Consider the following 23,551-nt stretch of genomic DNA (forward strand, 5'->3'; position numbering starts at 1 on the left):
TTTCGACATTTTGTTCTTGTCAGAAGGTGTCTGGAAGCTTCCGGCTTGCTGCCTGCCGTACGGTGCGAAGGGCATCTCTGCTGGCTTCGTGCCGTCGTGTCGAACAGCGAGGCCGCATTATAGCTATGGTTTTTGGTTTGTGCCAGAAAAAAACCGCCTCGCGGCGGTTTTTTTCTGCGGCACTCGCCCGGCTCAGTCGAACACCGGCGAATCCACGCCGAGGATCTTGTGCAGCTTCGGCGAGGTGGTGGTGTACTGCATGTGGATTTTCTTCTCGGGGAAGATATACGGCGCGGCACCGAACGCGGCCAGCGCGGCCTCGTGGAAGCCCGACAGGATCAGCTTCTTCTTGCCGGGGTAGGTGTTGATGTCGCCCACCGCGAAGATGCCCGGGATATTGGTCTCGAACTTCTCGGTGTCCACCTTGATCTGCTTGCGCTCCAGGTCCAGGCCCCACTCGGCGATCGGGCCGAGCTTGGGCGACAGGCCGAAGAACACCAGCAGGTCATCCACCGGCAGGCGGCGGGTCACGCCGTCGGCGCCGGTCACCTTGATCTCGGTGAGCACGCCGTCCTTCTCTTCATAGCCGCCGACCTGGCCGACCAGGAACTGCATTTCCATTTGCTCGCACAGTTCCTTCATCTTGGCGACCGAGGCCGGCGCGGCGCGGAAGCCGTCGCGGCGGTGGATCATCACCACCGACTCGGCCTTGCCGACCAGGTCCAGCGTCCAGTCCAGCGCCGAGTCACCGCCGCCGATGATCACCAGGTTGCGGCCATGGAAGCGGCTCGGGTCCTTGACGCGGTAGAACAGCTGCTTGCCGTCGAACTTGTCGATGCCCTCGACCTTCAGCGTGCGCGGCTGGAACGAACCCACGCCGGCGGCGATAAAGATGGTCTTGGTGATGAAGCGGGTTCCGAGCGAGGTCTCGACGAAGAAGCGGCCGTCCTCGCGGCGCTCCACGACGGCGACTTCCTGGCCCAGGTGGAAGGTGGGCTCGAACGGCTCGATCTGCTTGAGCAGGTTGTCGGTCAGTTCCTGGCCGGTGCAGATGGGCACCGCCGGGATGTCGTAGATGGGCTTGTCCGGATAGAGCTCCACGCACTGGCCGCCGACCACCTTCAGGGAATCGATGACATGTGCCTTGATTTCGAGCAGGCCCAGTTCAAAGACCTGGAACAGGCCCACCGGGCCGGCACCGACGATCAGCGCATCGATCTCCTGCGGCTGGCCGCCTGCAGGGCTGCCGCCGTCGACCTGCTTGGTCGTGTCGGCGACGGGATTTGGAATGCTCAAGTCCATATTCGTCCTGATACGTTTGCGTGGGCCGCTTGTGCCCGGTGTTGCGGAAAGCGCGTGGGGACGGCTTTCTTGTTCTGTCAGCGCTGCAGGTACTGCAGCTTGTCAGTGGCGTCCTTCCATTCCTCGGCCTCGGCCAGCGGGGCCTTGGTCTTGGTGATGGAGGGCCAGTTGCGGGCCAGCTCGGCGTTCAGGTCGATGAACTGCTGCTGGTCGCCCGGCACGTCTTCCTCGGCGTAAATGGCGTTCACCGGGCATTCGGCCACGCACACGGCGCAGTCGATGCACTCATCCGGGTCGATAGCCAGGAAGTTGGGGCCTTCGCGGAAACAATCGACCGGACACACGTCAACGCAGTCTGTGTAGCGGCAACGGATGCAGGATTCGGTGACAACGTGAGTCATTTCGGTTCCAGGAAAACAGGTCGGCTTTTAATGGGAAACTGTGGGGCCGCTTCTTGCCGGCGGACGCCGCATCCACCGCATGGTGCCGCATGGCAGCATGGGCTGGGCGAGCGCCGGCCGAGGCCTTTCGGAAAGCGATATTGTAGCCGAGGCTTCTGGCAAGAATAGCGGGTCTATATAGCCGGATCAGATAGTTTTCTTATTTCTTTATGTACTTTTGATTTAACGCATGGCGGCCTGCTGGCATGTCGGCCCGCCAGCGGGCATGATGAGGCCGCCAACAGTCACTTGCATCCGTGCCGGGAGACCCGTATGCCACGCCAGCCTTGCCTTGCCAGCCTGCGGCACGATGCCGCGATGCGCCGGATCTTCGCACCCATTGTTGTGCTGCTGACGGCATTTCTGGCGCCGATCGGGTCGGTTGCCGCCCAGACCCTGGCCCAGTCGCCGGGCATGGCCGACAGCGTGGTATCGCGCCTGGTGGCGTGGCGCGCGCGCACCGATGCGCCGGTCGCGCTGCCGGCGCTGACCGCGTTCGAGTGGGACCACTTCAGCGTGACCGATTCGCCCGCGGGCGACGCCATCGCCCATTGCGGCCGGGCCGGCCTGATGCCGTGCGGGCCGCAGTTGCAGCCGCAGCCGGGCGACCGGGTCCAGGTGCTGCGCTTCGAGCGCGCCGGGACCCAGGTCTACGCCGAGCGCATCATGGCCGGCGACGGCGCCTTTGCCGAGCCGCTGCCGCAGCGGGTGCCGCGCGCCGCCGCCACGCTGGTGTCGTGCCCCGCTACCGACGGCCGCCAGTTGTGGTGCCTGCAGGGCAAGGCCCGGGGCAGGGAGGCGCCGCGGCAGCCACAGCCCTTCCTCGATGGTGGTTGAGCGGCAAGAGTGGCCGGGTGCGGCCAGACTTCGGTTAGCATGACGTACTGACCCGGCATCGCCGTCTGGCCCGCTATGATCATCCCGTCCCTGCTCGACACCGACCTGTACAAATTCACGATGATGCAGGTGGTGCTGCATCAGTTCCCGCAGGCGCAAGTGGAATACCGCTTCAAGTGCCGCAACGCGGGCGTCGACCTGACGCCCTATATCGATGAGATCCGCGCCGAGGTGGCACACCTGTGCCAGTTGCGCTTCACCGACGACGAGCTCGCCTACCTGCGCGGGCTGCGCTTTATCAAGAGCGATTTCGTCGACTTCCTCGGCCTGTTCCACCTGAACGAGAAATATGTCTCGGTGCGGCCGTCCCCGCAGGGCAATGGCGAGATCGAGATCTCGATCATCGGCCCGTGGCTGCATACCATCCTGTTCGAAGTGCCGGTCCTGGCGATCGTCAACGAGGTCTATTTCCGCCGCACCCAGCCCAGGCCCGACCTGGCCGAAGGCCGCCGCCGGCTGGACCAGAAGCTGGCCTTGCTGAAGACACCCGAGCTGGCCGATTGCGTGATCGCCGACTACGGCACGCGCCGGCGCTTTTCGCGCGAATGGCAGGAAGAGGTGCTGCTGACCATGCGGCGCCTGCTCGGGCCGCAGCTGGCCGGCACCAGCAACGTCCACTTTGCCCGTCTGCACAATATGGTGCCGCTGGGCACGATGGCGCATGAATACCTACAGGCCTGCCAGGCGCTGGGCCCGCGGCTGCGCGATTCGCAGGTGTACGCACTGGAGCGCTGGGCGCGCGAGTACCGCGGTGACCTGGGCATCGCGCTGTCGGATACCTACGGCTTCGATGCCTTCCTGCGCGACTTCGACCTGTATTTCTGCAAGCTCTTCGATGGCGTGCGCCATGATTCCGGCGACCCGATGCTGTGGGGCGAGCGCATGGTCGCCCACTATGCCGCCAACCGCGTCGACCCGCGCACCAAGACGCTGATCTTCAGCGACAGCCTCGACATCCCGCGCGTGATCGAACTGTACGAGCGCTTCCATGGCCGCTGCCGGCTCGCCTTTGGCGTCGGCACCAACCTGACCAACGACCTCGGCTATACCCCGCTGCAGATCGTGATCAAGATGGTGCGCTGCAACGGGCAGCCGGTGGCCAAGCTGTCGGACACGCCGGAAAAGACCATGTGCGACGATCCCGGCTACCTGTCCTACCTGCGCCAGGTGTACTCGGTTCAGCCCGCGGCGTAGCAAAATTCAACACCTTGCGCCGGCCATCGCATGCTCTGCATGCGGCGGGCGCCACTATAATCGGCGCATCGCGCGTTCGCCGCGCTTTGCGCTTCTCCAGCCAGGCCTTATGGAAACCAACGACGCCCGCGACCGCATCTTTGCCCGCATCCGTGCTGCCCAGGGCAGGCCGACCCGGCCGAGCGCGGGCGAGCGCGAGGCCGTGGCCGACTACCTGGCGCGTCACCCGCAGGGCCCGCGCCCGGCGGTGGCCGTCGACCTGGCCGAGGCCTTCCTGGCGCAGGCCCAGCGCATGGCCTCGACCGTCGACCGCGTGGCGAGGATGGACGAGGTGCCCGCCGCCACCGTGCGCTTTCTGGACAACCTGAACCTGGTCCACCGTGCCGTGGCGTGGGACGCGCTGGGCCCGCTGCCGTGGCAGGCCGCGGGGCTGGCGGTGGAATGCCGCCCGCCGGTGCGCGAGGTCGAGGCCGACCACGATCATGGCGACCTGGTCGGCATCACTGGCTGCTTCTGCGCGATTGCCGAGACCGGCTCGCTGATGCTGCTGTCGGGCCCGGCCACCTTTGCCTCGGCCGCGCTGCTGCCCGAGACCCACGTGGCGGTAGTGCCGCGCTCGCGCATCGTCGCCGGCCTGGAAGACGCCTTTGCGCTGGTGCGCAGCGAGCGCGGCGAACTGCCGCGCGCCACCAATATCATCAGCGGGCCTTCGCGCACGGGCGATATCGAGCAGACCATCGTGCTCGGCGCCCATGGCCCGTACCGCGTGCATGTGATCCTGGTCGACGAGGCCTGAACCCGCGGCTTTTGCCGCACGGAATGCGATGCACCACCCATGCCGGAAGCCCCGGGGCAAGAGGTGCTTGAATTACACTTGCAGGCTTGCCTGCGTGCCGCGGCTTCGTGCCGGCGGTGCGCCAATGAATGCTGCATTCCCGAGGAGATCCTGCCTGATGCGACGTGCCTCCGTGCTGTTGCCGCTGCTGGCCGTGCTGGCCGCATTTCCCGCCGCCGGCCATGCCGCGGACCTTGACGGGGCGTCGCTGTCCCCGCTGTGGGGGCTGCCGTTCGCCGGCATCCTGCTGTCGATCGCGGTGTGGCCGCTGGTTGCGCCCAAGTTCTGGCACCACCACTACGGCAAGATCGCCGCGGGCTGGGGGCTGCTGTTCCTGCTGCCGTTCGCGGCAGCGTTCGGCACGCATGCGGCCGCGGCCAGCGCGGGGCACGCGCTGCTGGCCGAGTACATCCCGTTCATCGTTCTGATCGCCTCGCTGTATATCGTGGCCGGCGGCATCTGCGTGCGCGGCAACCTGCACGGCACGCCCGGGCTCAATACCGGCATCCTGGCGCTGGGCACGCTGCTGGCCAGCTTCATGGGCACCACCGGCGCGGCCATGCTGCTGATCCGGCCGCTGCTGCGCGCCAATGACAACCGCCGCCACGTGGCGCACGTGGTGGTGTTCTTTATCTTCCTGGTGGCCAATGCCGGTGGCTCGCTGACGCCGCTGGGCGATCCGCCGCTGTTCCTGGGCTTCCTGAAAGGCGTGGACTTCTTCTGGACCATGCGCAACATCTTCCCGGAGACGGTCTTTATCTGCGTGGTGCTGCTGGTGCTGTTCTACCTGGTCGACCGTCACTACTACCAGAACAAGGAAGAGGAGCTGCCACCGCGCAGCGACCCCACGCCGGACTCGGGCGGCATCGCCATCGAGGGCAAGTTCAACTTCGTGCTGCTGCTGGCCGTGATCGGCCTGGTGCTGATGAGCGGGCTGTGGCAGCCGGGCATCGCATTCGACGTCCTGGGCACCGAGGTGCCGCTGCAGGCCGCGGTGCGCGATGCGCTGCTGGTGGTGGTGGCGGTGGTGTCGCTGCTGGTGACGCCGCAAGCGGCGCGTGCCGGCAATGAATTCAACTGGGAGCCGATCCTGGAAGTCGGCAAGCTCTTTGCCGGCATCTTCCTCACCATCATCCCGGTCATTGCCATGCTCAAGGCCGGCACCGACGGCGCTTTCTCCGGGGTGATCCGCGCGGTCAGCGACAGCAACGGCCAGCCGGTCGACGGCATGTACTTCTGGGCCACCGGCCTGCTGTCCTCGTTCCTGGACAACGCGCCGACCTACCTGGTGTTCTTCAACACCGCCGGTGGCGACGCGGCCACGCTGATGACGCGCGATGCCTCGACGCTGGCCGCGATCTCGGCCGGGGCCGTGTTCATGGGCGCCAATACCTATATCGGCAATGCCCCCAACCTGATGGTCAAGGCCATTGCCGAGAACCGCGGCGTGCGCATGCCGAGCTTCTTCGGCTACATGCTGTACTCGGGCACCTTCCTGGTGCCGCTGTTTGTCATCATGACCTTCCTCTTCTTCCACGTTTGATGCCATGAAGCCGTCTGTCCTTGTCACCCGCGCCATCTATCCCGAAGTCATCGCGCACCTGGCGCAGTACTTCGATGTCGACGACAACCAGCAGGACGCGGTGCTGGATGCCGCCGCACTGAAGGCGCGCCTGGCGGGCAAGGCCGGCGTGCTGGCCAACGCCGCCGACCGCATCGACGGCGACGTGGTCGCCGGGCTGCCGGCGCTGCGCGCGGTGTGCAACATGGCGGTCGGCTACAACAACCTGGACGTGCCGGCGCTGACGGCCGCCGGCATTGTCGCCACCAATACGCCGGACGTGCTGACCGAGACCACCGCCGACTTCGGCTGGGCCCTGCTGATGGCTACCGCGCGCCGCGTGACCGAGGCCGAGCACTACCTGCGCGCCGGCAAGTGGCAGCGCTGGAGCTATGACATGCTGGTAGGCATGGACCTGTACGGCAGCACGCTCGGCATCCTCGGCATGGGCCGCATCGGGCAGGCGCTGGCGCGCCGCGCGAGCGGGTTTGGCATGAGCGTGCTGTACCACAACCGCAGCCAGCTGCCGGCGGACACCGAGCGCGCGCTGAGCGCGCGCTATGTCAGCAAGGAAGACCTGCTGCGCCAGTCCGACCACCTGCTGCTGGTGCTGCCCTATGGCCCGCAGAGCCACCACGCCATCGGCGCGGCCGAGCTGGCGCTGATGAAGCCGACCGCGACGCTGGTGAACCTGGCGCGCGGCGGCATCGTCGACGATGCCGCGCTGGCGCAGGCGCTGCGCGACAAGCGCATCTTCGGCGCCGGCCTGGATGTGTTCGAGGGCGAGCCCAGCGTCAATCCGGACCTGCTGACGGTGCCCAACGTCGTGCTCACGCCGCATATCGCCAGCGCCTCCGAGAAGACCCGCCGTGCGATGGCGATGCTGGCCGCCGACAACCTGATCGCCGCGCTCGACCAGGGCCCGCAGGCCGGCCATCCACCCACCGTGATCAACCCCGACGTCATGTCGCGGCGCCGCTAAGCCTGCCATTTACCTGTTTCCTGCTGCATGACCCTGATTCCGTTCCTGACGCTGGCCGTGGCGCTGCTCGCGGTCGTCCTGCTGGTCATCGTCCTGCTGCGCCAGCAGGCTGCCTCGCCGGGGGCCGAGCTTGGCCGGCAACTGGCCGACATGCGCGCGGAAAGCGCGCGCGGCATGGAGCGGCTGGAGCGGGAGTTGCGCACCGACGTGGCCGACGCCGCGCGCGGCAGCCGCGACGAGTCGGCCCAGCAGATGCTGCGCTTCCAGCAGGCGCTGTCGTCGCAGCTGACGGGCATCGCCACGCTGCAGAACAACCAGATCGACACCTTCGCGCAGCAACTGGCCAAGCTGACCGAGACCAACACCCAGCAGCTCGAGCAGGTGCGCCAGCACCTGATGCTGCAGGGCCAGCAGGCGCGCGACGAGCAGGCCGGCACGCTGCGCCGCTTCGGCGACGGGCTGCAGCAGCAGCTGGCGCAGATGTCCGAAGCCAACGAGCGGCGCCTGGCCGAAGTGCGCGCCACGCTGGAGAAGAAGCTGCAGGACATCGAGGCCAACAACGCCGCCAAGCTGGAGGAAATGCGCCGCACTGTCGACGAGAAGCTGCATGCCACGCTGGAGCAGCGCCTGGGCGAGTCCTTCCGGCTGGTGTCGGACCGGCTCGAGCAGGTGCACCGGGGGCTGGGCGAGATGCAGGTGCTGGCGCAGGGCGTGGGCGACCTGAAAAAGGTGCTGACCAATGTGAAGTCGCGTGGCACCTGGGGCGAAGTCCAGCTGGAAATGCTGCTGGAGCAGATGCTGACGCCGGAGCAGTACGGCAAGAATGTCGAGACCGTGCGCAACTCGGGCGCGCGGGTGGAGTTCGCGATCCGGCTGCCGGGCAAGGCCGCGGGTGGCGACAATGCGCCGGTCTGGCTGCCGGTCGACGCCAAGTTTCCCAAGGAACAGTACGAGCGCCTGGTGGACGCGCAGGAGCGGGGCGACCCGGATGGCGTGCTCGCTTTTGGCCGCGAACTGGAAGTGGCGCTGCGGCGCGAGGCCCAGACCATTGCCGAGAAATACCTGTCGCCGCCCCAGACCACGGATTTCGCCATCCTGTTCCTGCCGACCGAGGGGTTGTACGCCGAGGTGCTGCGGCGCCCGGGCCTGACCGACCTGATGCAGCGCGACTACCGTGTGACCGTGGCCGGGCCGACCACGCTGACCGCGTTGCTGAACAGCCTGCAGATGGGTTTCCGCACGCTGGCGCTGGAAAAGCGCTCAAGCGAGGTGTGGGAGGTGCTGGGCGCGGTCAAGACCGAGTTCGGCAAGTTCGGCGACGTGCTGGCCAAGACCCGCGATACGCTGGAGCGCGCCGCGCGCAATATCGAGCAGGCCGAAGTGCGCACGCGCCAGATGGCGCGCAAGCTGCGCACGGTGGAAGCGCTGCCGGGCGAGGCCGCGCAGCAGGTGCTTGGCCTCAATGCGGCAGCAGCGGCGGACGCGCCGGAGGCCGCCGAAGACAACGGCGGCTGAACGCGCGGCAGGGAAGGGTCAGGGCAAGCCCCCGCGGGGGCTTGCGGATTGCTGCCGGCCTGGGCGCCGGCGCGCTGCTCAGCGCTCGTCTTCGGGCGCCAGTTCGCGCACGTGGACTTCAATGCCGCCGAAGCGGGCGGCCACCCAGTTGTAGGCCTTGCAGGCCAGCCACAGCAGGCCAAAGCCGATCAGCGCATTCAGGATGATTGCGCTGAAGACCGTGATGGCGGGCAGGTCACCGTAGCGGACGAAGGTGACAAACAGGCCCAGCGACACGATCGGCAGCGAGAAGCACAAGTAGACCAGCACCAGCGCGCGGGCGGTCTTGACGGGGTGGAGGTAGGCGATCTCCTGATTCATGACGGGGGATACTCGAATGGTTCTGAATCGTGCGCCAAGTGTAGCGATTGGCCGATGCCAAGCATAGCCCGTCGGCGGCGGGGGCAGGCGAAAGCCCCGTGCCGGCTGTGCTATGGCCGCAAATGTGCGGCACAAAAACGACACATTGCTCCGGCGTGTGGCAAGCGCTTGCGTGTAGCGCCTGCCGGTCCGGCTAGACCAGTCCGTCGAACAGCATCACCTCGACCGCATCGCCGGCCTTGACCGAGTCCTGTTCATGACCGAGCACGATAAAGCAGTTGGCCTCGCTCATCGAGCGCAGCACGCCCGAGCCCTGCTGGCCGGTGATGCGCACTTCCCACTGGCCGTCGCCGGCGCGCGCCAGGATGCCGCGCTGGTACTCGGTGCGGCCGGGCTTCTTGCGGATGGCTTGCGCGCTGCGCACGCGCAGCAGCGGCAGCGGTGCCACGCTGGCGCCCATCAGCCGCTGCAGCGCGGCGCGCACGAAGTGGTAGAAGGTGACCATCACCGCCACCGGGTTGCCCGGCAGGCCGAACAGGAGCGCGTCGCGGCCGTTGGAATTGATGCGGCCGAAGGCCATCGGCCGGCCCGGGCGCATCGCGATCTTCCAGAACGTGACATCGCCCAGGCGCGCCATGATCTGCTTGGTGTAGTCGGCCTCGCCGACCGAGACGCCGCCGGAGGTGATGACCGCGTCGGCGGTCTCGCAGGCGGTGCGGAAGGCGGCTTCGAGCGCCTCGGGGTCGTCGCGCACCACGCCCATGTCGAGCAGGTCGACGTTCATCCGGCGCAGCATGCCGTACAGCGTGTAGCGGTTGGAGTCGTAGACGCAGCCGGGATCGAGCGGCTCGCCGATCGAGCGCAGCTCGTCTCCGGTGGAGAAGAACGCCACGCGCAGGCGCCGGCGCACGCGCACCTCGGCCACGCCCAGCGAAGCCAGCAGGCCCAGGTCGGCCGGCTGGAGGATGCGTCCGGCCTGCAGCGCGGCCTGGCCGCGCGCCAGATCTTCGCCGCGCAGGCGCCGGTTGTCGCCGGTGCGCACGCAGTCGGCGGCAAAGCGGATGCGCGCGCCGTCGTCCACGGCTTCCACGAACTCCTGCGGCACCACGGTGTCGCAGCCGGCCGGCATCACCGCGCCGGTCATGATGCGCACCGCCTGCGCCGCCGTGGGCGCCAGCGCGCGGGCGCCGCCGGCGAAGGCGCTGCCGATGACTTCCAGCTCGACCGTGGCGGTCTGCGCGGCAGCCAGCGCGGCACCCTGGAAGGCATAGCCGTCCATCGCCGCGTTGTCATGCGCCGGCACGTCGATGGGCGAGACGATGTCCTCGGCCAGCACGCGGTCCAGGGCGCTGCGGATCGGCAACTGCTCGACGCCGCGCACCGGCTCGACTACCTCGCCGATGATGCGGTTGGCTTGGTCCACCGGCAGGGCGGTGGGGTCGTAGTCGGAAAGGCAGGAGATGACGGATTGCAGGGTGGGCATGGTGGCTCAGCGCGTTTCGTGCGTGCGCAGTTCGTCCAGGGTGTTGATATTGGCAAAGGCCGCGGCGTCGTCGAACAGCACTTCGGCCAGGCGGTGCGAGGCGGCCCAGGTCTCGATCTTGCGGCCGCCGCCGGAAAGATAAGCCACCAGGCTGTCGAGCGCACTGACCGGCATCAGGCAGAACACAGGTTGGGTCTGGCGTCGGCCGTCTTCGTCCAGCGTGACGGGGATCGCCAGGTCCGCGCCTTCGGCCTCGATCGCCTGCGCCAGGCGCGCCACCAGGTCGGTCGGCAGGAACGGCGAATCGCAAGGGGCGGTCACCATCCACGGCGTGGCGCATTGCTCCAGGCCGGCCAGCATCCCCGCCAGCGGACCGGCGAAGTCGGGCACGGTATCGGTGTAGACCGGCACGCCGAACGACTCATAGGCAGCCAGGTTGCGGTTGGCATTGATCATCAGCCCGCCCACCTGGGGGGTAAGCCGCATCATCGTGTGCATGGCCATCGGTGTGCCGTGCAGCGGCTGCAGGCCCTTGTCGGTGCCGCCCATGCGGCTGCCCCTGCCGCCTGCGAGGATCAGGCCGGTGATGTCGTCGCGTGCAATCATGGATTGTGTGTGCGGCGGGGTCAGCCGCCGATATAGGACATCTCGATCTTGCGCTCGGCACGCCTGGCGCGCACCGTCGGGTCGCTGCGCTGCTCGGAATAATTGTCGGTGCGGCCCTGCCACACCTGCGCAATCGCATTGGAGATTTCCAGGTCGCTGTAGCCGCCGCGCAGCAGCGCGCGCAGGTCGAAGCCCTCGGTGGCGAACAGGCACAGGTAGAGCCGGCCTTCGGTGGACAGCCGGATGCGGCTGCAGTCGCCGCAGAAGGCGTGGGTGACGCTGGAGATCACGCCGACCTCGCCGCTGCCGTCGCGGTAGCGCCAGCGCTCGGCGGTTTCGCCGGAGTAGTTGGCCTGCACCGGTTCGAGCGGGAATTCCGCATCGATGCGCTTCACCACCTCGGCGGACGGCAGCACTTCATCCATCTGCCAGTGGTTGCTGGCGCCCACGTCCATGAACTCGATAAAGCGCAGGATGATGCCGCTATTGCGGAAGTGGCGCGCCATCGGCACGATTTCCTGGTCATTGGTGCCGCGCTTGACCACCATGTTGACCTTGATCGGCGCCAGCCCCACGGCCTGCGCGGTCTCGATGCCGTGCAGCACGTCGGCGACGGCGAAGTCCACGTCGTTCATGCGGCGGAAGGTGGCGTCGTCGATCGCGTCCAGGCTGACGCTGACCCGCGTCAGTCCCGCGTCGCGCAGCGCGCGCGCCTTGCGCGCCAGCAGCGAGGCGTTGGTGGTGAGCGTCAGGTCCAGCGGCTTGCCCGAGACCGTCTCGATCTTCGCCAGCATCTCCACCAGGTGCTCGATATTCTTGCGCAGCAGCGGCTCGCCGCCGGTCAGGCGGATTTTCTCGACGCCGTGGGCGACGAACAGGCGCGCGGTGCGCTCGATCTCCTCAAAGCTCAGCAGCTCGGAGTGCGGCAGGAAGGTGTAGTCCTTGTCGAAGACTTCCTTCGGCATGCAGTAGACGCAGCGGAAGTTGCAGCGGTCCGTCACCGAGATGCGCAGGTCATGCAGCGGCCGGCCGCGGGTGTCGGCCACCAGGCCGGTGGGGGCAGCCAGCTTGCCGGGAATGCTGGGCGTCATCGAGCGGTAGCGATGGTCGCGCAGGTCGAAAATCGGAATGACGGATTCGGTCATGGCCTGTGGGTGGGCACGGCGTCCGGGGAGCGGCCTGGCGGCGTGGCCAAATCAGGGGCGCTCGAGGGCCGGATGCCTTCTGCTGCCATTCTAGCCGAGGCGGGGGCGGGGCACCCGCATCCCCCGGAGATGGCGGGGATTCATCCGGCCGGCTGCCCATGAAAAAAGGGGACGGCGTGGCCGTCCCCTTCTTGCTTTGGCTGCGGTGCAGCGGCAACGCTTACTGCTGCGATGCCATCTCCACTTCGCGGCCACCGGTTTCCACCAGGATCATCGGACCGTGGGGCAGTGGCGGCAGCGCCTTGCGCTCGCGCTGCACGCGCGGGGCGGGCGCGATGCGGGCGGCGGCTTCCTGGGCCGAACGCAGCTTGTCGCTGTCGGTATGGACCCATTGAAGGCCGGCGGTGGCCAGCATCGATTCCAGGTTTTCCAGCGCTGCCGGGGTGGCCGGCGCTGCAGCAACGACCGGGGCTGCCGGGGCGAACACTTCGGCCGGTGCGGCTTCGGCGACAGGGGCGGCGACCGGTGCAGCGGCAGGTGCCGCCACCACCGGAGCCGCTTCGACGGCCACGCTTGCGGTGGTCTCGACGATCGCTTCGGCGGCAAGGGCTTCCGTGACGGCAACGGCTACCGGCGCAGCTTGCTGGGGCGCGGGCTCGGCAACCGGCGCGGTCACCGGGGCTGCCTCGGCGACCGGCGCGGGCGTCACATCTTCCGGCACGGCGATGCGGATCGCTTCGACGGCCTCGGCCGCAGCGGCCACGGCCACGGCAGCTTGCGGTGCGGGCTCGGCCGGCACGGGGGCTTCTGCACGTACCGGGGCAACGGCTTCAGCAGCGGCGGCCTCTTCGTCGCCTTCGCCCTGGGCAACTTGCACCGACTCGTCGCGCTCGCGGCGATAGCGGTTGCGGCCACGGCGGTTGCGGCGGCGGCGCTCTTCGCCCTCAGCGGTCTCGGCGGTGCTTTCGGCACCTTCCGGCAACTCGGCGCGGACGGCTTGCGTCTCTTCGGTCACGGCCTGCGGCAGCACGCCCAGAGCCTGGGCGGCGGCGACGGCTTCCGGCCGCGGTGCTTCACCGGCTTCGGCTTCGCGCAGTTCGCTGCGTTCGCGCTGGCGTTCACGCTGGCGCTCGCGGCGTTCCTGGTTGCGGTCGCGGCGGCCTTCCTGACGGCCCTCGACGCGCTCGCCCTGGGCGCGCTCGGCTTGCACCGCCTCGCCCTGGCGTGCCAGGGCCGGGGTGGCCTGGCCTTCACCTTGCTGGCGCGGCTGGCGGCCCTGGCGTTCGCCACGGCCCTCGCGTTGCTCGCCGCGCTCGGCACCCTGGCGTTCACCACGTTCCGCGCGCTCGGCACGGTCGCCGCGCTGGCCGCGGCCCTGGCGCTCGCCACGCTCCGCGCGCTCACCACGCTCGGCGCGGTCGCCACGCTCACCACGCAGGCCACGGCCTTCGCCGCGCTGGCCGCGCTCGCGCCGGCCTTCGGCGCTGCGGGCCTCAGTGGCAACCGCCGGCTTGGCCGGTTCCACCACCGGCGGGGTTGCCGGACGGGCACCGAACAAGCCCTTCAGCCAGGCGATAAAACCGCCGCTGACCACCGGCTGGGTGGCCGGCACGGGCGGGGCGACCGGGGCTTCCGGCTTGGGTGCGCGCTCGGGGCGCGGCACCGACACCGGGGCCGGTTGTTCCGGGGTGATGCCCTTGACCGCGGCTTCCTGGCGCGGCTTGGCTTCTTCCTTGCGGCGGCTGCTGTAGCTGGTGTCGGCTTCCAGTTCCTTGGCGGCGGCCTCGGCCATGCGGTAGCTGGCGGTGCTTTCTTCCAGGCGCGGGTCGTCGTGGCGCAGGCGCTCCAGCTTGTAATGCGGCGTTTCCAGGTGCTTGTTGGGGATCAGCAGCACATTGACCTTGAAGCGCAGCTCGATCAGGTTGATTTCCTGGCGCTTCTCGTTCAGCAGGAAGGCGGCCACTTCCACCGGCACCTGGCAGTGGATGGCGGCGGTGTTTTCCTTCATCGCCTCTTCCTGGATGATGCGCAGCACCTGCAGGGCGGACGATTCCGTATCGCGGATATGGCCGGTGCCGTTGCAGCGCGGGCAAGTGATGTGCGAGCCCTCCGACAGCGACGGCCGCAGGCGCTGGCGCGACAGCTCCATCAGGCCGAAGCGGCTGATCTTGCCCATCTGCACGCGCGCGCGGTCGTGGCGCAGCGCGTCCTTCAGGCGCGTTTCCACGTCCTTCTGGGCCTTGCCCGACTCCATGTCGATGAAGTCGATCACGATCAGGCCGCCCAGGTCGCGCAGGCGCAGCTGGCGCGCGATCTCGTCGGCGGCCTCGAGGTTGGTGCGCAGCGCGGTTTCCTCGATGTCGGCGCCCTTGGTGGCGCGGGCCGAGTTCACGTCCACGGAGACCAGCGCCTCGGTGTGGTCGATCACGATGGCGCCGCCCGAGGGCAGCATCACCATGCGCGAGTAGGCCGACTCGATCTGGTGCTCGATCTGGAAACGCGAGAAGAGCGGCACGTCGTCCCGGTACTTCTTCACGCGGTTCATGTTGTCAGGCATCACCACGCTCATGAAGGCGCGGGCCTGTTCGTAGATCTCGTCGGTGTCGATCAGGATCTCGCCGATATCCGGCTGGAAGTAGTCGCGGATGGCGCGGATGACCAGGCTCGATTCCAGGTAGATCAGCAGCGGGGCCTTGTTGTCGCCGGCGGCGCCGTCGATGGCCTTCCACAGCTGCAGCAGGTAGTTCAGGTCCCACTGCAGTTCCTCGGCCGAGCGGCCGATGCCGGCAGTCCGGGCGATGATGCTCATGCCTTCCGGCACGGTCAGCTGCGCCATGGTCTCGCGCAGTTCCTGGCGGTCCTCGCCCTCGATGCGGCGCGACACGCCGCCGCCGCGCGGGTTGTTGGGCATCAGCACCAGGTAGCGGCCGGCCAGCGAGATGAAGGTGGTCAGGGCCGCGCCCTTGTTGCCGCGTTCTTCCTTCTCGACCTGGACGATCAGTTCCTGGCCTTCATGCAGGGCATCCTGGATGCGCGCGTTGCGCACGTCGATGCCTTCCTTGAAGAAGGCGCGGGCTACTTCCTTGAACGGCAGGAAGCCGTGGCGCTCTTCGCCGTAGTTGACAAAGCAGGCTTCCAGCGAGGGTTCGATGCGGGTGATGACACCCTTGTAGATGTTGCCCTTGCGCTGTTCGCGCCCGGCAGTCTCGATGTCGATATCGATCAGTTTCTGACCGTCGACGATGGCGACGCGCAATTCCTCCTGTTGCGTCGCGTTGAACAGCATGCGTTTCATCGCAATACCTCACTCCAGTGTCGCGGGTGGCACCGTCTGGGCGGTGTCCGCGGCGATCCATGGAGCACGCGAGGGAGCGAGCGAGGCGCGAGAATTGCCGGAAAGCGCCGCTGCGCGGGATAGGCGAGCGGCTGGGCGCGGGTGAAAGAGAGCGATGACGTCGGGGTAACGTCCGCGGGGCAGGAGAGAACACCGGAGGCTGCTCTTGCGCAGACATCCGGCGCGTTCCCGTACCGGAGGCGATGCTGAACGCCGGCGCAACCGGCGCCGGCGGCATCGCGGCCGGCCGCGGAAGGCCTAGACGCGTCAAAGAGCAAATTTTTCGGACACGGCATGGTTGCCGTTGCTGCCTGACTACTCCTGGCGGGCGCACCTACTACTTCTTGGAATTCTGCGACCGGGCGCCGGTATTTCCAGTCAGGCGGCAGGCTAACCTGCCGGCCGGCACCGTTTCCCGGTGCGGGCAGGACTTCTCTCACCGAAGCGGATGCCGGCAGTGGCATCCGCCTTTAAATTCTGTTTTACCTGAACACTCAGTTCCCACGTCACCGCCTGCCTCGCCGAAGCCTCCTTTGGGCGACTTCCTGCATGCCGGCGGCACCGTGCGTGCTGCTTTTTACTGCCATTTGCCCGTCTGGCGCTTGGCGGAACGCAAAGTTGCGGGAGACGGGCGGGGTTGGCGGCAACCCCAAGTGTAGAATGCGAAAAATCCAGGAAAACTCGAAGATTAATCGCTTACACAGGTCTTGCGCTGCCGGCCACAAGCCGGGACAGCGAGGAAATTATATTGAAAATGAATGAGTTACGCCATCAAATTGAAAAGGCTGCCGAAGCTGCGCCGGCCAGCCCACAGGTGGCGTATGTCACGATTGACGAAGGCTCGGAAGGTCAGCGCATTGACAACTTCCTGCTGAAGGTGGCCAAGGGCGTGCCCAAGAGCCATATCTACCGGGTGCTGCGTTCGGGGGAAGTTCGCGTCAATAAGGGGCGGATCGATGCCACTTATCGTCTGCAGTCGGGTGATGTAGTGCGCATTCCGCCAATGCGGGTGGCGAATTCGGCGCAATCGGACAATGCCCAGCATGTGCCGGCGGGGGAGTTCCCGGTGCTGTTTGAGGACGCCCAGCTGCTGGTGATCAACAAGCCGGCCGGCGTGGCCGTGCACGGCGGCTCGGGCGTGGCCTTCGGCGTGATCGAGCAATTGCGCCGGTCGCGGCCCGAGGCCAAGTTCCTGGAGCTGGTGCACCGGCTCGACCGCGAGACCTCCGGCATCCTGGTGCTGGCCAAGAAGCGCTCGGCGCTGGTCCACCTGCACGAGCAGATTCGCGGCAGCGCGATGGACAAGCGCTATTTCGCCTGCGTGGCCGGCGAATTCCCGAACGCGCGCCAGCACGTGAAGCTGCCGCTATATAAGTACAGCACGCCGGACGGCGAGCGCCGGGTGCGGGTGCAGGCCGACGGGCTGGCCTCGCACACCGTGTTCAACCGGGTCGAGGCCTTCCAGGGCTTCACCCTGCTGGAGGCCGAGCTGAAGACCGGCCGTACCCACCAGATCCGCGTCCACCTGGCCCACTCGGGTTTCCCGATCGTCGGCGACGAAAAATATGGTGACTTCTCGCTGAACAAGGCACTGGCGCGTTCCGGCGCCAGGCCGGGCCTCAAGCGCATGTTCCTGCATGCCCACCGGCTGGTGTTTATCCACCCGGCCACGGGCGAGCCGCTGGCGGTGGAAGCGCCGCTGCCCGACGAGTGCGTCGGATTCCTGCAACAATTGCGTGAACTGCATGCCCCGGAGTAGGGTAGTGCATCAAACGCCACAAGGATTTCCATGGCCAGGCAACAATTTGACCTGATCGTTTTCGACTGGGACGGGACGTTGATGGACTCGACCCCGACCATCGCGAAGTGCATCCAGCTCGCCAGCCGCGACCTGGGCCTGCCGGTGCCGGATGACAGCGCCGCCAGCCACGTGATCGGGCTGGGCCTGAAGGATGCGCTGTCTTACGCGGTGCCGACGCTGGACCCCGCCGACTACCCGCGCCTGGCCGAACGCTACCGCTACCACTTCCTCGCTCGCGACGCCGACCTGGTGCTGTTCGACGGCGTGCGCGAAATGCTGGAGGCCCTGCGCGGCGAACATTATTTTCTTGGCGTGGCCACCGGCAAGACCCGCGTCGGCCTGCAGCGCGCGCTGGCCGCGAGCGGTCTGACCCGCCTGTTCGACGCCACGCGCTGTGCCGACGAGACCTTCTCCAAGCCGCACCCGGCCATGCTGCACGAACTGACCCGCGAACTGGGCCAGGACGTGGAGCGCACGGTGATGGTCGGCGACACCACCCATGACCTGCAGATGGCGGCCAATGCCGGCGCCAAGGGGATTGGTGTGTGCTATGGCGCACATCCCGCAGATTCGCTGCGCGGGATGGCGCCGGTGCATTGCGCGACTTCCATCCCCGACCTGACCGACTGGCTGCTGGCCCATGCCTGAGGCAGCGACCGGCCAGGCGCCGGTGCGGCTGTGTGCCGCCGAGGACCTGGAGGAAGGCGGCCTGGGCGTGCGCTTCTCGGTGGCGCTGGACCAGCGCGAGATCGGCGCCTTCGTGGTGCGTTTCGACGGCGCCGCGCACGGCTACCTGAACCAGTGCGCCCATGTGCCGATGGAACTGGACTGGCAGGAAGGCCGGTTCTTCGATGCCTCGGGCCTATACTTGATGTGCGCCACACATGGCGCGGTTTATGCGCCGGACAGCGGCGAGTGCGTCGGCGGTCCCTGCCGCGGCGCATCGCTGGCCAAGCTGCGCATCGAGGAGCGCGACGGCCAGGTCTACTGGCTACCGGAAGCGCCATACCGGATTGCTGCGCGCATGGGCGGTGCCTGAATGACGGGCAGGGCCGGCAGTCAGGCCGGCCGTTGTATTTCCAGGCCTGGGGTTCCAGGCGTTTCCACGAGCGATTTGCATGACAGAACAACAGAAGCCGCCATCGGGTGAATCGGGTCAGCCGGACGAGCACAAGCCAGCCGGCGACGGTGCGCCGGGCGAAGGGGCGCCCCAGGCGGAGTCCGAGCGCCTGGTCACCGCCCCGCGCGCCGACTACCCGCTGGAAGACGAATTGCGCGCCGGCGACGACGCCGCAAGGCGTGAAGCGCGCGAGCGCAAGGCGCGCATGGCTGGAGCCACGGCGGGGCCCCCGGTTGGCGGCGGCGCCGGCTGGGAGCGCGATCTGCTGGAAAAAGTGCTGACCGCATCGCTGCGCGAGCAGCGCGCGGCACGGCGCTGGCGCATCTTCTTCCGCTTTGTCGGACTGGCTTTGCTGGCGCTGATCCTGGTCACGCTGTTCGACTTCAAGGGCGATGGCGCCATCAGCACCTCGGGCCGCCATACGGCCATGGTCACGCTGGAGGGCGAAATCGCCGCCGGCACCCCGGCCAGCGCGGAATCGATCAATGCCTCGTTGCAGGCGGCGTTCGCTGACGGCAATGCCGCCGGCGTGATCCTGAAGATCAATTCTCCGGGTGGCTCGCCGGTGCAGGCGGGCATCATCAACGACGAGATCCAGCGGCTGCGCACGCTTTATCCGTCCAAGCCGTTCTATGTGGTGGTGGAAGAGATCTGTGCCTCGGGCGGCTATTACGTGGCCGCGGCGGCCGACAAGATCTATGTCGACAAGGCCAGCATCGTGGGTTCGATCGGCGTGCTGATGGACGGTTTTGGCTTTACCGGGCTGATGGACAAGCTGGGCGTGGAGCGCCGGCTGTACACCTCGGGCGCCAACAAGGGCATGCTGGACCCGTTCTCGCCGCAGGTGCCCAAGCAGAAGGCCTTTGCCGAGGCCATGCTCAAGCAGATCCACCAGCAGTTCATCGACGTGGTCAAGGAAGGGCGCGGCGACCGGCTCAAGGATGATCCGGAACTGTTCTCCGGCCTGTTCTGGTCGGGCGAGCGCGCCGTGGAGCTGGGCCTGGCCGACGGGCTGGGCAGTGCCGACTATGTCGCGCGCGATGTGCTCAAGGCCGAGGACATCGTCGACTACACCGTCAAGGAGAACATCGCCGAGCGCGTGGCCAAGCGCTTTGGCGCGGCGGTGGGCTCGGCGGCGATGAAGACCATGCTGTGGAGCAACCGCATGCAGGGCATGCACTGAGCCTGGATGGCGCGGCGGCAACGGCAAAGGGGGCGTTTGCGCCCCCTTTGCCGTTTCTTACATGGCCAGCAGCGAGAAAATCGCCGGGCGCTTGTGCAGGTCGATCCGCTCGGGACGCCAGTCCGACAGCGGCAGCGTGACGATGGTCTCGCCCGGCAGGGTCAGGTCCACGGCCACGGACAGCAGCGTGGTGCCGGCGCAGTGCTGGCGCATGGCTTCCAGCAGCGCCGCATTGCGGTAGGGCGTTTCGATGAACACCTGGGTCTGGCTGGACTTGCGCGAGCGCTGTTCCAGCTCACGCAGGCGCTGCGCGCGCTCGCCGGCATCGACCGGCAGATAGCCGTTGAAGGCAAAGCTCTGGCCGTTCAGGCCCGAGCCCATCACCGCCAGCAGGATCGAGCTGGGCCCGACCAGCGGCCGCACGCGGATGCGGCGCGCATGGGCCAGCCGCACCAGGTCGGCGCCGGGGTCGGCCACCGCCGGCACGCCGGCCTCGGACAGCAGGCCGCCGTCGCGGCCGGCTTCGAGCGGGGCTAGCAGTGCGGCCAGGGCGTCGGCGCGCGTGTTGACGTTCAGCTCGCGGATATCGATCTGCTGGATCGGGCGTGCCAGCGGCGTGGTCTCGCCCAGCTTCTTCAGGAAGGCGCGCGCGGTCTTGGCGTTCTCGGCGACGAGGTAATCGAGGTTGGCCGCGATCTGCTGCACGCCGGCCGGGATCACGTCGGCCAGCGGGTCGGCTTCATCGCGTTTGCCGAGGGTGTTGGGGATCAGGTAGAGAGTGCCGCTCATCGTGGGCTCGTGCGGATCATGCGGAAAGAAGAGGGTAGCCAGCCTGGCGCAGCATGCCGGTCAGTGCGATCAGCGGCAGGCCGACCAGTGCGGTCGGGTCGTCCGACTCGACGCGTTCCAGCAGCGCGATGCCCAGGCCTTCGGACTTGGCGCTGCCGGCCACGTCGTAGGGGCGCTCCAGCTGCAGGTAGGTCTCGATTTCAGCATCGGTCAGGTCGCGCATGGTCACGCGGGTCTGCACGTCGGCCAGCTGCACGGTGCCGGTGCGTGCGTCCAGCAGGCACAGCGCCGAGTGGAAGGTGGCGGTGCGCCCGCGCATGCGGCGCAGCTGCGCCACGGCCTTCTCGTGCGTGCCGGGCTTGCCCATCTGTTCGCCGTCCAGGGTCAGCACCTGGTCCGAGCCGATCACCAGCACGCCCGGATGGCGCGCGGCAATGGCTTCGGCCTTGCGCTGCGACAGGCGCAGCGCGGTGGCTTCGGGCGCTTCGCCGGCAAGCGGGGTTTCGTCGATGTCGGGCACGGCCACCTCGAACGGGATGCGCAGGCGCTCCAGCAGTTCGCGGCGGTAGGACGAGCCGGAGCCAAGGATCAGGCTGGGGCGGGGGTCTGTGGACATAAGTAATGGAATCGGAACAGGAAGCGAAACAGTAAAAGGTGCGGCCCGCGTTGCAAGACCTTTGACCTCGACGCGGTTTACGTCGTACAATCGCGCGTTTAGCCGCATCCGCACCCGGGCGCAGTGCCGCCAATGTGCGCGGCCCGTAGTCCGGCAGGCGTGGAATGTGGCGAACCAGTCATTGTATAGCGACCGGAGCACGCACATGACCCAGCCGATTGACCTGCGCGCGCTTGATCTCTTCGCCTTGTGCCGGAAGGGTGAAAGCCTGGCCGGCGACGTGGCGGTGCGGGATTTGCCGCGCATCTTAGCCGAGACCGCCGCGCAAGCGCCAGCCTCGGCACCCGATGAGACGTTTGCCTATACGGTCACTGGCTTCATGCGTGAAGAGGCGGCCGAGCCGGGCGCCGCGGTGGCGCGGCGGCTGTTTCTCGACGTGACCGTGCAGGGCCGGATCTGGCTGGATTGCCAGCGCTGCCTGGCCCCCTATGCCGAGCCGATCGATACGGCAACGCGTTTCGAGGTGGTGGAAAGCGAGGAAGCGGCCGACGCCGCGCCGATGGACGACGACGAAGTCGACGTGATCGCCGGCTCGAAGCGTTTCTCGCTGCTGGACCTGATTGAAGATGAAGTGCTGCTGGCGTTGCCGGTGGCCCCCAAGCATGACGTCTGCCCGACGGTGCACGAAAGCCTCGTGACCGGTTCGGACGGCGAGGCGCAGCCAGAGGCTGAGCCTGAGGAAGAAAAGCGGCCTTCGCCCTTTGCGGCGCTGGCCGGCCTGAAGACCAAGCATTGATGCCGCCGGCAGGCGGTGCGCAAGGTCTTGCAGGTGAATCTGAAGCATCCGGCCGGGCCCCGGCTACGCCTTGGGCGGGATGCGTGTGTTAATATTGAAAAATTCTCGAAGGAGTCATCATGGCTGTTCAACAGAACAAGAAGTCGCCGTCCAAGCGCGGCATGCACCGTTCGCACGATCACCTGTCGGCAGCGCCGCTGGCAGTTGAGCCGACCACCGGCGAAACCCACCTGCGCCACCACGTCAGCCCGAACGGCTACTACCGTGGCCGCAAGGTCATCAAGACCAAGAACGACTGATAGCTTCGTTCGGCGTGACGTTGCGTCTCGCTCGCGCATGCCTGTAGGTCGGACACTAAAAGGTCAGAGACAAAAAAGCGGCAAGATCGTTGCCGCTTTTTTGTTGGGCGCTCGGATTTCCCGCCGGGCGTGGCGTGCGCCGCCGCGCTATCCGTACCAGGAACAATGACGATCAAAATCGCTATCGACTGCATGGGCGGCGATCACGGAGTCTCCGTGACGGTGCCTGCGGCGATCAGTTTTCTTTCCCGCCACGACGACGCCGAGATGGTGCTGGTCGGCTTGCCCGACGCCATCCGGACGCAGCTGAAGAAGCTGCACGCGCTGGACCATCCGCGCGTGACCATCGTCGAGGCCACCGAGGTCATCACCATGGATGACCCGGTCGAGGTGGCGCTGCGCAAGAAGAGGGATTCCTCGATGCGCGTCGCCGTCACGCAGGTCAAGGAAGGCCTGGCCGGTGCCTGCATCTCCGCCGGCAATACCGGCGCGCTGATGGCGGTGTCGCGCTATGTGCTCAAGACGCTCGAAGGCATCGAGCGGCCGGCCATCGCCACCACCATCCCGAACGAGCAAGGCTGGGGCACCACCGTGCTGGACCTGGGCGCCAATGCCGACTGCGAGCCCGAGCACCTGCTGCAGTTCGCGCGCATGGCCGAAGCCATGGTGGCCGTGGTCGACCACAAGGAACACCCCACGGTGGGCCTGCTGAACATCGGCGAGGAAGTCATCAAGGGCAATGAGGTGGTCAAGCGTGCGGGTGAACTGCTGCGCGCCTCGGAGCTGAACTTCTACGGCAACGTGGAAGGCAACGACATCTTCAAGGGCACTACCGACATCGTGGTCTGCGACGGCTTCGTCGGCAACGTGGCGCTCAAGAGCACCGAGGGCCTGGCCAAGATGATCGGCAGTATGATCAAGGAAGAATTCACCCGCTCGTGGTTCACCAAGCTGCTGGCCGCGGTCGCCATGCCGGTGCTGTCGCGCCTGGCCAGGCGGCTCGACCCGGCGCGCTACAACGGCGCCTCGCTGCTTGGGTTGCGCGGGCTGGTGATCAAGAGCCACGGCTCGGCCGATGCCCATTCTTTTGAGTGGGCCATCAAACGCGGGTATGATGCCGCCAAGAATGGCGTGATCGCCCGCATCACCCGGGCTTTTGCCGATAAATCCAGCGCCGCAGGCGCTGCACAGCCCGCCCCGGAGACAGAGGTGCCTGGCGCGCATCCCAGCCCCCACGTCGCCTGAGCGCCACGCGCGCCGGTCGAGGGTGCCTGCGGGCCATACGATCCGACA

22 protein-coding genes are annotated in these 23,551 nt (G+C 67.3%); 13 read left to right on the top strand and 9 right to left on the bottom strand.

The features are described from left to right. Positions 1-192 precede the first annotated feature (192 nt). Both C265_RS17720 and fdxA read right to left on the bottom strand, forming a co-directional pair. Positions 193-1,302 carry an NAD(P)/FAD-dependent oxidoreductase gene (locus tag C265_RS17720; RefSeq protein ID WP_010814655.1) on the bottom strand — a complete coding sequence of 370 codons (1,110 nt, stop codon included), beginning with the start codon at positions 1,300-1,302 and terminating at the stop codon, positions 193-195. Between the two features lie 77 nt (positions 1,303-1,379). Then, a complete protein-coding gene (gene fdxA / locus C265_RS17725; RefSeq protein WP_010814656.1) occupies positions 1,380-1,703 on the bottom strand; it encodes a ferredoxin FdxA in 324 nt (107 codons plus the stop codon). Positions 1,704-2,015: 312 nt separating this feature from the next. On the opposite strand from fdxA, the gene C265_RS17730 reads away from it, so the two are divergent. The 6 genes from C265_RS17730 (at position 2,016) to rmuC (ending at position 8,726) form a co-directional block, all read left to right on the top strand. After that, positions 2,016-2,579, top strand: coding sequence for a hypothetical protein (locus tag C265_RS17730; protein ID WP_010814657.1), 564 nt, complete (start codon positions 2,016-2,018; stop codon positions 2,577-2,579). A gap of 75 nt (positions 2,580-2,654) precedes the next feature. After that, positions 2,655-3,833, top strand: a complete 1,179-nt coding sequence (pncB, locus tag C265_RS17735; RefSeq protein WP_010814658.1) for a nicotinate phosphoribosyltransferase — start codon at positions 2,655-2,657, stop codon at positions 3,831-3,833. 109 nt (positions 3,834-3,942) lie between these two features. After that, complete coding sequence (locus C265_RS17740) at positions 3,943-4,629, top strand: lactate utilization protein C (protein WP_010814659.1); 687 nt, start codon at positions 3,943-3,945, stop codon at positions 4,627-4,629. A 157-nt stretch (positions 4,630-4,786) separates the two neighbouring features. Continuing rightward, the gene (locus C265_RS17745; protein WP_010814660.1) at positions 4,787-6,211 is read left to right on the top strand and encodes a sodium:proton antiporter; all 1,425 of its coding nucleotides are present in this window, start codon (positions 4,787-4,789) and stop codon (positions 6,209-6,211) included. A 4-nt stretch (positions 6,212-6,215) separates the two neighbouring features. Further along, entirely contained in the window at positions 6,216-7,211 is a 996-nt protein-coding gene (locus tag C265_RS17750; protein ID WP_010814661.1) for a D-glycerate dehydrogenase, read from the top strand. Positions 7,212-7,238: 27 nt separating this feature from the next. After that, positions 7,239-8,726 (top strand): DNA recombination protein RmuC, encoded by a 1,488-nt coding sequence (gene rmuC / locus C265_RS17755; RefSeq protein ID WP_010814662.1) that lies wholly within the window; start codon positions 7,239-7,241, stop codon positions 8,724-8,726. A gap of 78 nt (positions 8,727-8,804) precedes the next feature. On the opposite strand, the gene C265_RS17760 is transcribed toward rmuC, so the two are convergent. The 5 genes from C265_RS17760 to C265_RS17780 all read right to left on the bottom strand — a co-directional run bounded on the left by C265_RS17760 (position 8,805) and on the right by C265_RS17780 (position 15,615). Further along, positions 8,805-9,086 carry a hypothetical protein gene (locus C265_RS17760; RefSeq protein WP_010814663.1) on the bottom strand — a complete coding sequence of 94 codons (282 nt, stop codon included), beginning with the start codon at positions 9,084-9,086 and terminating at the stop codon, positions 8,805-8,807. Positions 9,087-9,279: 193 nt separating this feature from the next. Further along, on the bottom strand, positions 9,280-10,569 hold the full coding sequence (gene glp, locus C265_RS17765) for a gephyrin-like molybdotransferase Glp (protein WP_010814664.1): 1,290 nt from the start codon (positions 10,567-10,569) through the stop codon (positions 9,280-9,282). A gap of 6 nt (positions 10,570-10,575) precedes the next feature. Then, positions 10,576-11,175, bottom strand: a complete 600-nt coding sequence (gene mobA, locus C265_RS17770; protein WP_010814665.1) for a molybdenum cofactor guanylyltransferase MobA — start codon at positions 11,173-11,175, stop codon at positions 10,576-10,578. Positions 11,176-11,195: 20 nt separating this feature from the next. Then, positions 11,196-12,320, bottom strand: a complete 1,125-nt coding sequence (gene moaA / locus C265_RS17775; RefSeq protein ID WP_010814666.1) for a GTP 3',8-cyclase MoaA — start codon at positions 12,318-12,320, stop codon at positions 11,196-11,198. Between the two features lie 220 nt (positions 12,321-12,540). After that, entirely contained in the window at positions 12,541-15,615 is a 3,075-nt protein-coding gene (locus C265_RS17780; protein ID WP_010814667.1) for an Rne/Rng family ribonuclease, read from the bottom strand. A 793-nt stretch (positions 15,616-16,408) separates the two neighbouring features. Between C265_RS17780 and C265_RS17785 the strand changes: the two genes are divergently transcribed. The 4 genes from C265_RS17785 to C265_RS17800 all read left to right on the top strand — a co-directional run bounded on the left by C265_RS17785 (position 16,409) and on the right by C265_RS17800 (position 19,758). Next, complete coding sequence (locus C265_RS17785) at positions 16,409-17,413, top strand: RluA family pseudouridine synthase (RefSeq protein ID WP_010814668.1); 1,005 nt, start codon at positions 16,409-16,411, stop codon at positions 17,411-17,413. A 30-nt stretch (positions 17,414-17,443) separates the two neighbouring features. Next, a complete protein-coding gene (locus C265_RS17790; RefSeq protein ID WP_010814669.1) occupies positions 17,444-18,103 on the top strand; it encodes an HAD-IA family hydrolase in 660 nt (219 codons plus the stop codon). Then, complete coding sequence (locus C265_RS17795) at positions 18,096-18,494, top strand: Rieske 2Fe-2S domain-containing protein (RefSeq protein ID WP_010814670.1); 399 nt, start codon at positions 18,096-18,098, stop codon at positions 18,492-18,494. The genes C265_RS17790 and C265_RS17795 overlap by 8 nt, the downstream gene beginning before the upstream one ends. Positions 18,495-18,573: 79 nt before the next feature. Then, on the top strand, positions 18,574-19,758 hold the full coding sequence (locus tag C265_RS17800) for a S49 family peptidase (RefSeq protein ID WP_010814671.1): 1,185 nt from the start codon (positions 18,574-18,576) through the stop codon (positions 19,756-19,758). Positions 19,759-19,815: 57 nt separating this feature from the next. On the opposite strand, the gene C265_RS17805 is transcribed toward C265_RS17800, so the two are convergent. Next, positions 19,816-20,547, bottom strand: a complete 732-nt coding sequence (locus C265_RS17805) for an SAM-dependent methyltransferase (protein WP_010814672.1) — start codon at positions 20,545-20,547, stop codon at positions 19,816-19,818. 16 nt (positions 20,548-20,563) lie between these two features. Continuing rightward, a complete protein-coding gene (locus tag C265_RS17810; RefSeq protein WP_010814673.1) occupies positions 20,564-21,163 on the bottom strand; it encodes a Maf-like protein in 600 nt (199 codons plus the stop codon). A 205-nt stretch (positions 21,164-21,368) separates the two neighbouring features. Between C265_RS17810 and C265_RS17815 the strand changes: the two genes are divergently transcribed. The 3 genes from C265_RS17815 to plsX all read left to right on the top strand — a co-directional run bounded on the left by C265_RS17815 (position 21,369) and on the right by plsX (position 23,503). After that, complete coding sequence (locus tag C265_RS17815) at positions 21,369-21,959, top strand: DUF177 domain-containing protein (protein ID WP_010814674.1); 591 nt, start codon at positions 21,369-21,371, stop codon at positions 21,957-21,959. 119 nt (positions 21,960-22,078) lie between these two features. Beyond that, positions 22,079-22,258 carry a 50S ribosomal protein L32 gene (gene rpmF / locus C265_RS17820; protein WP_010814675.1) on the top strand — a complete coding sequence of 60 codons (180 nt, stop codon included), beginning with the start codon at positions 22,079-22,081 and terminating at the stop codon, positions 22,256-22,258. 165 nt (positions 22,259-22,423) lie between these two features. After that, positions 22,424-23,503: a phosphate acyltransferase PlsX gene (plsX, locus tag C265_RS17825; RefSeq protein ID WP_010814676.1), complete on the top strand. Its 1,080-nt coding sequence runs from the start codon at positions 22,424-22,426 to the stop codon at positions 23,501-23,503. The last annotated feature ends 48 nt before the right edge of the window (positions 23,504-23,551 follow it).

The organism is Cupriavidus sp. GA3-3 (genome assembly GCF_000389805.1).
In the GTDB taxonomy this organism is placed as follows: domain Bacteria; phylum Pseudomonadota; class Gammaproteobacteria; order Burkholderiales; family Burkholderiaceae; genus Cupriavidus; species Cupriavidus necator_D.

Coding starts and splice junctions, on each gene's coding strand:
- C265_RS17720 (WP_010814655.1), bottom strand. CDS start 1,302: ATGGACTTGAGCATTCCAAATCCCGTCGCCGACACGACCAAGCAGGTC.
- fdxA (WP_010814656.1), bottom strand. CDS start 1,703: ATGACTCACGTTGTCACCGAATCCTGCATCCGTTGCCGCTACACAGAC.
- C265_RS17730 (WP_010814657.1), top strand. CDS start 2,016: ATGCCACGCCAGCCTTGCCTTGCCAGCCTGCGGCACGATGCCGCGATG.
- pncB (WP_010814658.1), top strand. CDS start 2,655: ATGATCATCCCGTCCCTGCTCGACACCGACCTGTACAAATTCACGATG.
- C265_RS17740 (WP_010814659.1), top strand. CDS start 3,943: ATGGAAACCAACGACGCCCGCGACCGCATCTTTGCCCGCATCCGTGCT.
- C265_RS17745 (WP_010814660.1), top strand. CDS start 4,787: ATGCGACGTGCCTCCGTGCTGTTGCCGCTGCTGGCCGTGCTGGCCGCA.
- C265_RS17750 (WP_010814661.1), top strand. CDS start 6,216: ATGAAGCCGTCTGTCCTTGTCACCCGCGCCATCTATCCCGAAGTCATC.
- rmuC (WP_010814662.1), top strand. CDS start 7,239: ATGACCCTGATTCCGTTCCTGACGCTGGCCGTGGCGCTGCTCGCGGTC.
- C265_RS17760 (WP_010814663.1), bottom strand. CDS start 9,086: ATGAATCAGGAGATCGCCTACCTCCACCCCGTCAAGACCGCCCGCGCG.
- glp (WP_010814664.1), bottom strand. CDS start 10,569: ATGCCCACCCTGCAATCCGTCATCTCCTGCCTTTCCGACTACGACCCC.
- mobA (WP_010814665.1), bottom strand. CDS start 11,175: ATGATTGCACGCGACGACATCACCGGCCTGATCCTCGCAGGCGGCAGG.
- moaA (WP_010814666.1), bottom strand. CDS start 12,320: ATGACCGAATCCGTCATTCCGATTTTCGACCTGCGCGACCATCGCTAC.
- C265_RS17780 (WP_010814667.1), bottom strand. CDS start 15,615: ATGAAACGCATGCTGTTCAACGCGACGCAACAGGAGGAATTGCGCGTC.
- C265_RS17785 (WP_010814668.1), top strand. CDS start 16,409: ATGAATGAGTTACGCCATCAAATTGAAAAGGCTGCCGAAGCTGCGCCG.
- C265_RS17790 (WP_010814669.1), top strand. CDS start 17,444: ATGGCCAGGCAACAATTTGACCTGATCGTTTTCGACTGGGACGGGACG.
- C265_RS17795 (WP_010814670.1), top strand. CDS start 18,096: ATGCCTGAGGCAGCGACCGGCCAGGCGCCGGTGCGGCTGTGTGCCGCC.
- C265_RS17800 (WP_010814671.1), top strand. CDS start 18,574: ATGACAGAACAACAGAAGCCGCCATCGGGTGAATCGGGTCAGCCGGAC.
- C265_RS17805 (WP_010814672.1), bottom strand. CDS start 20,547: ATGAGCGGCACTCTCTACCTGATCCCCAACACCCTCGGCAAACGCGAT.
- C265_RS17810 (WP_010814673.1), bottom strand. CDS start 21,163: ATGTCCACAGACCCCCGCCCCAGCCTGATCCTTGGCTCCGGCTCGTCC.
- C265_RS17815 (WP_010814674.1), top strand. CDS start 21,369: ATGACCCAGCCGATTGACCTGCGCGCGCTTGATCTCTTCGCCTTGTGC.
- rpmF (WP_010814675.1), top strand. CDS start 22,079: ATGGCTGTTCAACAGAACAAGAAGTCGCCGTCCAAGCGCGGCATGCAC.
- plsX (WP_010814676.1), top strand. CDS start 22,424: ATGACGATCAAAATCGCTATCGACTGCATGGGCGGCGATCACGGAGTC.